This window comes from Cyanobium sp. BA5m-10 (assembly GCF_024346255.1).
Taxonomy (GTDB): Bacteria; Cyanobacteriota; Cyanobacteriia; order PCC-6307; family Cyanobiaceae; genus Cyanobium_A; species Cyanobium_A usitatum.
This window is the reverse complement of record NZ_JAGQCP010000073.1, coordinates 1-8,633: the sequence shown is the minus strand read 5'-3', so window position 1 is coordinate 8,633 and position 8,633 is coordinate 1. Positions and strand designations below refer to the sequence as shown.

Sequence of the window (8,633 nt, the reverse complement as noted above, 5' to 3'; positions counted from 1 at the left end):
CTCAGCTGCTACGTGCTGGATGGAGACAACATCCGCCACGGCCTCTGCAAGGACCTGGGCTTCTCCGATGCTGCCCGCGAGGAAAACATCCGCCGCATTGGCGAGGTGAGCAAGCTTTTTCTGGATGCGGGGGTGGTGGTGCTTACCGCCTTCGTGTCGCCCTTCAAGGCCGACCGCGACAAGGCCCGCGCCCTGGTGGACCCCGGCGACTTCATCGAAATCCACTGCGCCGCCGATCTGGAGGTGTGCGAGGGGCGCGACACCAAGGGCCTTTATGCCAAGGCGCGGGCCGGCGAAATCAAGGAGTTCACGGGCATCTCCAGCCCCTATGAGGCCCCCGAGCAGCCCGAGCTGCGGGTGCCCACCGGCAGCCAAAACCTGGAGGAGTCGGTGGCCGTGGTGCTCAGCTATCTGGCAGCTCAGGGCGTGATCCCGCAGGGGAGCTGAACACCGGCACCTCACCGGAGCGCAGCTGCTCTCCCCAGGCATCAAGAAAGGTTTTGGCGCAGCTGGCCACCGGCACCGCCAGCACCAGGCCGAGCAGATCCCCCAGGCCCAGCAGGCTGCCCAGGCGCGCACCCAACGGCAGGCTGATCAGCAGCCAGGCCGGCTGCAGGCCCACAATCCGGCCCATCAGCCGGGGCTGGATCACCTGGTCCACCACCTGACCAACGCTGATGGCTGCGGCCAGCACTTCTAGGCCCGTGCGGGGATCATCCAGGGCAAGCAGCACGCTCACCGCCACGATCGTGAGGGCACTGGCATAGGGCACCAGGGTGGTGAAGCCAATCGCCACCGCAAACAGCACTCCATAGGGAATGCCCAGCAGGGTGAACACCACGATCTGGGCAACGCTGAGAATCAGGGCCAGCAACACCTGGCCGGCGAAGTAGCCGCGGAAGGTGCGGTTCAAGGTCGTGACCACCAGGCTGCGCGCCCGTAGGGGAAGCCACTGGGCCAGGCCGGAACTGATGCCCTCCCCTCCCAGCAGTAGAAACACCGCCAGCACCAGCACGATCACGGTGTTGACCGTGAGGCCCACGGTGGTGCCCAACAGACTGAGCAGCTGCTGGCTGAATTGGCGGGCCAGCTGGCTGGTGCGGGTGAGCAGCTCGCTGCTGAGGTCGCCAAAATCGGTGGGCAGACCCCGCGCCACCGCCCAGGCCTGCAGCTGCTGCAACAGGGTTTCCCCCTGGGCCAACCAGCCCGGCAGGGCCGTGATCAGCTCGCCCAACTGCTCGACCAGCCGCGGCACCAGCCAGACGGCGGCCAGGCCGATCAGGCCCACACTCACCCCCACCACCAGGGCGTAGGCAAGCCAGCGCGGCAGACCGCGGCCCATCAGCCAGCGGCTGGGCAAATCCAGCAGGAAGGCGATCAGGGCGGCCGCCACAAACAGGGCCGGGAAGGGCGCCAGGGGCAACAGCAGCTGGCGCAGCACCCAGAGGTTGAGCACCAGCAAGGGCAGGGCCAGGCCGGCCTTGAGCCAGGGGGGCAGAACGAGCCGTTCCAGCATCAGCCCATCTGCTCCAGATAAGCCCGGCTGCCCAGCTGCTGCAGGCGGGAGTCCTTGGCCGTTACCTGGCCGTGCAACCCATCGCGGTAGTCCGAGATCTCCTGGGCGAGGCGGGGATCAGCGGTGGCAAGGATCTGCGCCGCCAGCAGGCCAGCGTTGAGGCCATTACCGATCGCCACCGTGGCCACCGGAATACCAGCGGGCATCTGGACGATCGAATGGAGCGAATCCACACCCGATAGGGCCCGGCTTTGCACCGGCACACCGATCACCGGCAGGGTGGTGAGGGCGGCCACCATGCCGGGCAGGTGGGCGGCGCCGCCGGCGCCGGCCACGATCACCTTGAAGCCGCGCCCGCGGGCCATCTGGGCAAATTCCACCATCTCCAGGGGAGTGCGATGGGCAGAGAGCACCCGCACCTCTACCGCCACTCCAAACTGCTCCAACACCTGCACCGCCGGCTGCATCGTGGGCAGGTCTGAGTCGCTGCCCATCACCACCGCGACCCTGGGAACACCGGGGCCCGCGGGCGAATCGGAAGGGGGGATGGCAACCACGCAGGCGCAGGCGGAGAATGGCATTGTCCCGTCTGGCGGCCCTTCTGCCCATGCGCTGGCTCAGCAATGTGCGACTGCCCCAGGCCAAGCGCTGCAGCCATGGCGCCAACCAGCGCTGGCGCATCGGCCTTGACGACGACGATCTGATCAGCCTGGTGGAGCCTTTGCCCGCCGGCAGCCGGGCCGCCGGTGACGACTGGCACGGCGACTGGCTCAGCCCGGCCGGGGTGGATCTGCAGATCAACGGCGGACTGGGCCTGGCTTTTCCGGAGCTCACGCCGGCCGATCTTCCCCAGCTGGAAGCGCTGCTGGAGCTGCTCTGGCGCGATGGTGTCGAAGCGATCTGCCCCACCCTGGTGACCTGCGGCGTTCCACCCCTGCGCCAAGCCCTGGCCGTGCTGGCCGAGGCGCGGGCAGCCCACCGACCAGGCCGCTGCCAGCTACTGGGCGCCCACCTGGAGGGTCCCTTCCTTGAGCCCAGTCGCCGGGGCGCCCATCCCGCCCAGCACCTGGCCGCCCCCAGCCTGGCCGCCCTGATGGAACGCATTGACGGCTTTGAAAGCGACATCGATCTGGTGACCCTGGCCCCGGAACTGGAGGGCGCTGGCGCCGTGATCACCGCCCTGGCCGAGCGGGGCATCGTGGTGAGCCTGGGCCACAGCGCCGCCAGCGAGACCCAGGCCCAGGCAGCCTTCGCTGCCGGGGTGACGATGCTGACCCACGCCTTCAACGCCATGCCTGACATGCACCGGCGCGCGCCAGGGCCGGTGGCGGCGGCCGCCCTGCGGGGGGATGTGGCAATCGGCCTGATCGCCGATGGGGTGCACGTGGCCCCCACCATGGCGGTGCTGCTGCAGCGGCTGGCACCTGAGCAAGTGGTGCTGGTGAGCGATGCCCTGGCCCCCTACGGCCTCGGCGAAGGCCAGCACCGTTGGGATGAGCGCTTGCTGATCGTGGCCGACGGCAGCTGCCGGCTGGAAGACGGCACCCTGGCCGGCGTCACCCTGCCCCTGCTGGAGGGGGTGCGGCGCCTGGCCCAGTGGACCGGTGAGCCGGCCCGGGCCATCGCCGCGGCCACCGTGCTGCCCCGGCGGGTGCTGGGCGATGACCGCAGCCTCGACCAAATGCTGCTGGGCATGCCCCTAGCGGAAACCCTGCGCTGGCAGGAGGGGCCCGCCGGACTCAGCTGGCAGCGGGGTTCCAGGCCGACTGAAGATCGGTATCACTGAAATCGTTGCCCTTAAACAGCAAGGGAACTCCAGCTCCCTTCGCTAGGGCGTATGAGAAGCAATCGCCGAAATTCAAGCCAGCACGATGCCGGCCTTTGCCGTAGCGGCTGAAGGCACTGCGGGCAAGCTCGGCCTGATCGCGATCAACAGCCACGATGTTGATCTGAGCCGTGCTGAGGAACAGATCCAGATCGCGCTGGCCGTCACGGCCTAAGCGCGCTTCGAGCACGATGGAGAGCTCCACAAGGGACGCCGCCGAGAGCATGCAACTCTTGGCGGCGGCAATCACGGTGTTGAAAGCACTGCGCTCGGGCTCGTCCTGGAGGATTGCCAGCACGGCAGAGGTGTCAATCACCATCAGGAGGGCAGGCCACGGGCGTCGTAGCCGAGGATCTGCTCTGCCGTGCGCTGGTCGCGCATCGGCCTGGCAGCACAGCTCAGGGCGATCTGATCAAGACGACTGACGAGTAGCTCCTGGGCGTCAGGACGGAACGTCTGCTGGCGGCGTAACCGCTGCAGACGTTCCTCGAGGGCCAGGATCACGGCGACGGTTTTGCTTTCTCCAGCGAGAGCAGCGACCTCAGAGGCAAGCCTGCTTGCCTCTGGATTGCGAATGTTCAGCGCCATGGCCAAGCCGTGTAGACAGCACAATTTCAGTGTATACACGACGCGGGATCATGGGCTCTAGCAGGAGCCGCTCCCTAAGATCCAATCCACTTCTAGGCCCTGTGCCGCGCTCGATGCCCACCGCAGCCAAAACAGCCGCCGAAAAACTCGAGGTGAAGGGCTACTTCGAAACCACCGGCTTCGAGCGCTGGAATCGCATCTACAGCGACAGCGACGACGTCAACCGGGTGCAGCGCAACATCCGCATCGGCCACCAGAAGACGGTGGACAACGTGCTGGCCTGGCTGCAGGAGCAGGGCAACCTTGAGCAGCGCAGCTTCTGTGATGCCGGCTGCGGCGTAGGCAGCCTGACCCTGCCTTTAGCCCAGCTGGGTGCGGGCTCAATCGCCGCCTCCGACCTCTCCGCCGCGATGGTGCAAGAAGCGGAGCGCCGCGCTGGTGAGCTGGGCGTCAAGCCCGGCCAGATCAGCTTCCTGGCCTCCGATCTCGAGAGCCTGGAGGGCCGCTACGACACGGTGATCTGCCTGGATGTGTTCATCCACTACCCCCAAGCCCCGGCCGAGGAGATGGTGCGCCACCTGGCCTCGATGGCGGAGCGGCACCTGATCGTGAGCTTCGCCCCCTACACGCCGCTGCTAGCCCTGCTCAAGGGCATCGGCCAGCTGTTCCCCGGCCCCAGCAAGACCACCCGGGCCTACACCCTGCGCGAGGCGGGCATCGTGGCCGCCGCGGCCAAAGCCGGCTTCAAGCCCATGCGCCGCAGCCTCAACAAGGCGCCCTTTTACTTCTCAAGGCTGATCGCCTTCGAGCGGGACTGACCCCGCAAAGCGGGCAATCCCGCAGACCAACCAGCCCCCTGATTCGATGCCAGACTCTTCCTTGGCAGAAGGGCCCCGGGCAAAAGCACGATGAACGAAATTCTTTTTGTCGTGGAAGAAGCCGAGGACGGGTCATTCCGAGCCAACGCCGTTGGCAGTTCGATTCACACAGAGGCGGAGGATTTGGAGCAGCTGCATCAAGAGATTCGTGATGCCGTGCACTGCCACTTTGAGGAAGGTGATGCGCCCCCGTTGATACGGCTTCATCACGTGCGCCAGGAACTGCTGGCCCTTTGAAGATCCCCCGTGATCTCGACGGAGCAGAACTAGCGAGGCGGTTAGCCCGATTTGGCTATGCCGTGACCCGACAAAGTGGCAGCCACATGCGACTCACTCGCGTGCTGCCGAACGGGCAGCAACACCTCACCATTCCTGCCCTTAAACCCTTGCGTGTGGGCACACTCCGGCAGATCCTCAAGGACGTGGCCAATCAAGTTGGCACCAATCTGGAAGCGCTGATCCAAGCGCTGGATACCTGATCGCCTTCGAGCGAGGCTGAACAGCCCTAGGTAAGGGCCCGCACCACCCGAAACGTCAGGTTGAGGCGCTGCTGCTGCAGCCGCAGCCGGCGCGGCAGGGCGTGCTGCCACCACAGCTGGGTGGGGGGCTCCATCAACAGCAAATCGCCGTTTTGCAATGGAATGTTGAACGGAGTGCAATCGCCAAAACCAGCAGGCAACTGGCAGGCACCGGAGGCGACAGCGGCGCGATTGCGCGGGCTCGGCTGGGGCCGCAGGCGGAAGTCGCGGGGGGCTCCAAGGCTGAGGGAGGCGATCGGTGCGGCGGGCTCGAGCTCGGGTTCATCGTCCGCATGCCAGCCCATGGCGTCGCGGCCGTCGCGGTAGCGATTGAGCAACAGGGAGTTGAAGCGCCAGCCCGTGAGCACCTGCAGGGCCTCGCGCAGCTCGGCGGCAGCCGGCGACCAGGGCTCAATCGCGTTGGCCAGGCCGCTGTAGCTGTAGCCGCAGCCGGGATCGGCCATCCAGCAGGTGAGCCGCGGCAGCAGGTGGCGGCGGCCGTAAATCGTGATCGCCTCCTGCTTCCAGGGCACCTCGAGCTGCAGGCGCTCCAGCAGCTCAGCCGCGGCGCTGGGCGCCAGCCAGGCCGGCCAGTGGCGCAGGTGCAGGCCCGGAGCTTGAACTTCAGCCATCAGCAGCTCCGCGCAGGGCCTCGGGCAACGGCGCCTCCAGCGCAAGCAGGTCGCCATCGGGGCAGACCAACCGCAGCCGGTGGGCGTGCAGGTGGTAACCACCATCCCCCGGCAGGGCCTGCTCGGCGGCCAACCCGCCCGGGACGTAGAGCGGATCGCCCAGCAGGGGCGCCCCGGCGGCGGCGGTGTGGATGCGGATCTGGTGGGGCCGCCCCGTAGCGATCGTGACCTCCACCAACCAGGCCCGCTCGCCTCGCTCCAGCAGACGCAATTCGCTTCGGGCCGGCAGGGCAACCGGATCCGCCGGAGCCGCGGCCCATATGGTGCCCAGCCGGGTATGGGGACAGCGACCAATCGGCGTGGTGAGGCTGAGCTGTTGGTCGGGCTCCAGCGCCAGCAAAGGGGACTCGGGGACCGGGGGCTGGAGCAGGGCCCGGTAGGTCTTGGTGCAGCGGCATTGCGCCGTGCTCTCCCGCAGCAGGGCGCTTAGCCAGGCTCGGCTGGTGGAGCTGCGAGCACATACCAGCAGGCCCGAGGTGAAGCGTCCCAGGCGGTGCACGGGCCGGGCCTCGGGCCAGCGGTCCTGGAGCTGGGCCAGCAAGGTGTGCTCCAGGAAGCCACCGGCCGGCAGCACCGGCAGGCCGCTGGGCTTGTTGAACACCAGCAGGTCGCCGTTGTCGAACAGGGGGCTGGGCAACACCGGCACGGCCGCCTCCTGCCAGGGGGGCCGATGCCAGATCAGCCGATCTCCGGCTGCGAGGGCCCCATCGGCCTGGAGCTGCTGGCCGTTCCTGGAGATCTCCCCGGCGGCGAGGCGCTGCAGCCAATCGGTAGGCGTTGAATGGCTATAGCAACCGGCATAAAAAGCGCTGACGCTCCGGCCGGCGGACCTGGGGGCGATGCGATCCCTATAGGCGAAGCCGCCATTGAGGGCAGGCGCCAGCCAGCCTGTTTCAGTCAACAAGACTGTTTCAGTCAACAAGCCCGTGCTCGAGCGCATAGCGCACCAGTTCGGTACGGCTGGCGGTGCCGGTTTTGATGAACAGCCGACTGACGTACTTCTCGACGTTGCGGATCGAGGTTTCCAGCCGCCGGGCGATTTCCTTATTCATCATCCCCTCGGCCACCAGCTGCAACACGCTGGCCTCCCGAGGCGTGAACACATGCTCGGGCGCGCTGGCTGGCTTCTTGGCACTGCCCGTGGCGAGCAGGGAGCGAATCTCGGTGATCTGCTTGGACAGCTGGCCAATGTCGGCATCGGCGAAGCGGGCCGCCTCCGCCAGCAGCCGCTGCTGGCGCTTGACGACGTTGTGGACCCGGGCCACCAGCTCGTCAGGATCAAAAGGTTTGGGGATGTAGTCGTCGCAGCCGGCCTGGAAGCCGGTGACGCGATCAGCAGTCATGCCCTTGGCGGTGAGAAAGATCACCGGCGTGCCTCCCAGCCGCTCGTCGGCCCGCAACTTCTGGAGCAGGCCGTAGCCATCGAGGCGCGGCATCATCACGTCGCTGAGGATGACGTCGGGCAGCATCTCCTGGGCCACGGCCCAGCCCTCCTCACCGTCGTTGGCGGTGGTCACCGCAAAGCCCTCATCTTCCAGATAGGCCTTTACCGCCGTGCGCAGGCCGGGTTCATCGTCGACCAGCAGCAAGCGCACGGGCGTCGCTTCAGGTTCCTGGGCCGGAGTCATATCTGGGTTCATGGCGGCCACTCTGCAGGTATCCAGTCGGCATGAATCAGTCTGCAGGCGCTCAGCGGGAGCGTCCAGGCACGATCTGCTCGGATTCCCGCAGGCTGCCGCTGTAGCCGAGCTGGCGGGCCAGGGGGCCCAGGCCAGCTGGATCCTTGCCGGCTTGCTCGGGGAAGCAGGTGGCCCACCACACCAGGTGGTCGATGCGATTGGCGGTCGTTATCGCTCCGCCCGGGTTCAGCTCGCGGATGTAGAGGTTGGGGCCATCGCTAGTAACCCGCATCGGCGCCGAAGGGGTGCAGCGGATGGTTTCGCTGCGCACCTTGACGTCGTTGGGCTGCTCATCCCAAAGCTTGATGCGCCACAGGCCGGGGGTCTTGGCATCGGCTACAGCCCCGTAAATACCAATCGCCTGCTTGCCGCCCAGGCCGGGGCGCTCCTGCAGCAGCAGCAGTCCTGGCGGCCGGGCATCCTCTGGCCGCACCCCGCCGCCCTCCGCCCAGCTGGGTGGCGCCAGCGCTGCTGCAAGGGCCACCAGCAATAGGGTTCTGGTTGGCAACATGGAAGCCTGCAAGCACCCCATGCTCGCCTACCTCGACCACCACGCCACCACTCCCTGCGATCCGGCGGTGGTGGCAGCGATGGCGCCCTGGTGGAGCGAGCACTGCGCCAATCCAGCCAACCGCCTTTATCGCCCGGCCCTGGAAGCTGCCGCCGCCGTGGAGCGGGCCCGGGGCCAGCTGGCCCGTGTGTTGGGCAGCAGCGCCGAAACCGTGATCTTCACCAGCGGCGCCACCGAAGCCAACAACCTGGCTCTCAAGGGGGTATGCGAAGCGGCCCTGGCAGCTGGCAACCCCCGGCGGCGACTGGTGAGCCTGGTGAGCGAACACCGGGCCGTGCTCGACCCTCTGGCCTATCTGGGCCGCCATGGGTTTCCGGTGAGCCTGGTGCCCATCCAGCCCGATGGCCTGGTGGATCTAGCCCAGCT

14 protein-coding genes are annotated in these 8,633 nt (G+C 67.3%); 6 read left to right on the top strand and 8 right to left on the bottom strand.

All coding sequences use genetic code 11. From position 1 onward, the window contains the following. On the top strand, positions 1–447 hold a 447-nt coding region (cysC, locus tag KBY85_RS15010; RefSeq protein WP_254962261.1), incomplete at its 5' end, for an adenylyl-sulfate kinase. On the opposite strand, the gene KBY85_RS15005 is transcribed toward cysC, so the two are convergent. After that, positions 404–1,516 (bottom strand): AI-2E family transporter, encoded by a 1,113-nt coding sequence (locus tag KBY85_RS15005; RefSeq protein ID WP_254962259.1) that lies wholly within the window; start codon positions 1,514–1,516, stop codon positions 404–406. The two genes, cysC and KBY85_RS15005, sit on opposite strands and share 44 nt — an antisense overlap. Further along, positions 1,516–2,064, bottom strand: coding sequence for a 5-(carboxyamino)imidazole ribonucleotide mutase (gene purE / locus KBY85_RS15000; RefSeq protein WP_396121899.1), 549 nt, complete (start codon positions 2,062–2,064; stop codon positions 1,516–1,518). Before purE ends, KBY85_RS15005 begins: the two co-directional genes overlap by 1 nt. A gap of 59 nt (positions 2,065–2,123) precedes the next feature. Between purE and KBY85_RS14995 the strand changes: the two genes are divergently transcribed. Then, positions 2,124–3,302, top strand: coding sequence for an N-acetylglucosamine-6-phosphate deacetylase (locus KBY85_RS14995; protein ID WP_254931877.1), 1,179 nt, complete (start codon positions 2,124–2,126; stop codon positions 3,300–3,302). On the opposite strand, the gene KBY85_RS14990 is transcribed toward KBY85_RS14995, so the two are convergent. Continuing rightward, on the bottom strand, positions 3,256–3,660 hold the full coding sequence (locus KBY85_RS14990) for a type II toxin-antitoxin system VapC family toxin (RefSeq protein ID WP_254962256.1): 405 nt from the start codon (positions 3,658–3,660) through the stop codon (positions 3,256–3,258). The two genes, KBY85_RS14995 and KBY85_RS14990, sit on opposite strands and share 47 nt — an antisense overlap. Continuing rightward, complete coding sequence (locus KBY85_RS14985) at positions 3,660–3,929, bottom strand: type II toxin-antitoxin system VapB family antitoxin (protein ID WP_254962255.1); 270 nt, start codon at positions 3,927–3,929, stop codon at positions 3,660–3,662. Before KBY85_RS14985 ends, KBY85_RS14990 begins: the two co-directional genes overlap by 1 nt. Before the next feature lie 113 nt (positions 3,930–4,042). Here KBY85_RS14985 and bchM point away from each other — a divergent pair, with 113 nt between their 5' ends. The 3 genes from bchM (at position 4,043) to KBY85_RS14970 (ending at position 5,286) form a co-directional block, all read left to right on the top strand. Beyond that, entirely contained in the window at positions 4,043–4,747 is a 705-nt protein-coding gene (gene bchM, locus KBY85_RS14980) for a magnesium protoporphyrin IX methyltransferase (protein WP_254962254.1), read from the top strand. Between the two features lie 90 nt (positions 4,748–4,837). After that, positions 4,838–5,044: a 2-oxoisovalerate dehydrogenase gene (locus KBY85_RS14975; RefSeq protein ID WP_254931865.1), complete on the top strand. Its 207-nt coding sequence runs from the start codon at positions 4,838–4,840 to the stop codon at positions 5,042–5,044. Further along, positions 5,041–5,286, top strand: a complete 246-nt coding sequence (locus KBY85_RS14970) for a type II toxin-antitoxin system HicA family toxin (RefSeq protein ID WP_254962253.1) — start codon at positions 5,041–5,043, stop codon at positions 5,284–5,286. Before KBY85_RS14975 ends, KBY85_RS14970 begins: the two co-directional genes overlap by 4 nt. 26 nt (positions 5,287–5,312) lie before the next feature. Here KBY85_RS14970 and KBY85_RS14965 read toward each other — a convergent pair whose 3' ends face one another. Genes KBY85_RS14965 through KBY85_RS14950 form a run of 4 tightly spaced genes read right to left on the bottom strand, consistent with a single transcriptional unit; the run spans position 5,313 to position 8,207 of the window. Next, a complete protein-coding gene (locus KBY85_RS14965; protein WP_254962252.1) occupies positions 5,313–5,957 on the bottom strand; it encodes an alpha-ketoglutarate-dependent dioxygenase AlkB in 645 nt (214 codons plus the stop codon). After that, on the bottom strand, positions 5,950–6,921 hold the full coding sequence (locus tag KBY85_RS14960) for an RluA family pseudouridine synthase (RefSeq protein ID WP_254932171.1): 972 nt from the start codon (positions 6,919–6,921) through the stop codon (positions 5,950–5,952). Before KBY85_RS14960 ends, KBY85_RS14965 begins: the two co-directional genes overlap by 8 nt. Before the next feature lie 7 nt (positions 6,922–6,928). Continuing rightward, on the bottom strand, positions 6,929–7,657 hold the full coding sequence (locus KBY85_RS14955; protein WP_396121898.1) for a response regulator transcription factor: 729 nt from the start codon (positions 7,655–7,657) through the stop codon (positions 6,929–6,931). 49 nt (positions 7,658–7,706) lie between these two features. After that, positions 7,707–8,207, bottom strand: coding sequence for a hypothetical protein (locus KBY85_RS14950; RefSeq protein WP_254932172.1), 501 nt, complete (start codon positions 8,205–8,207; stop codon positions 7,707–7,709). Between the two features lie 19 nt (positions 8,208–8,226). Between KBY85_RS14950 and KBY85_RS14945 the strand changes: the two genes are divergently transcribed. Next, the coding region (locus KBY85_RS14945) for an aminotransferase class V-fold PLP-dependent enzyme (protein WP_254962251.1) at positions 8,227–8,633 on the top strand (407 nt) is incomplete at its 3' end.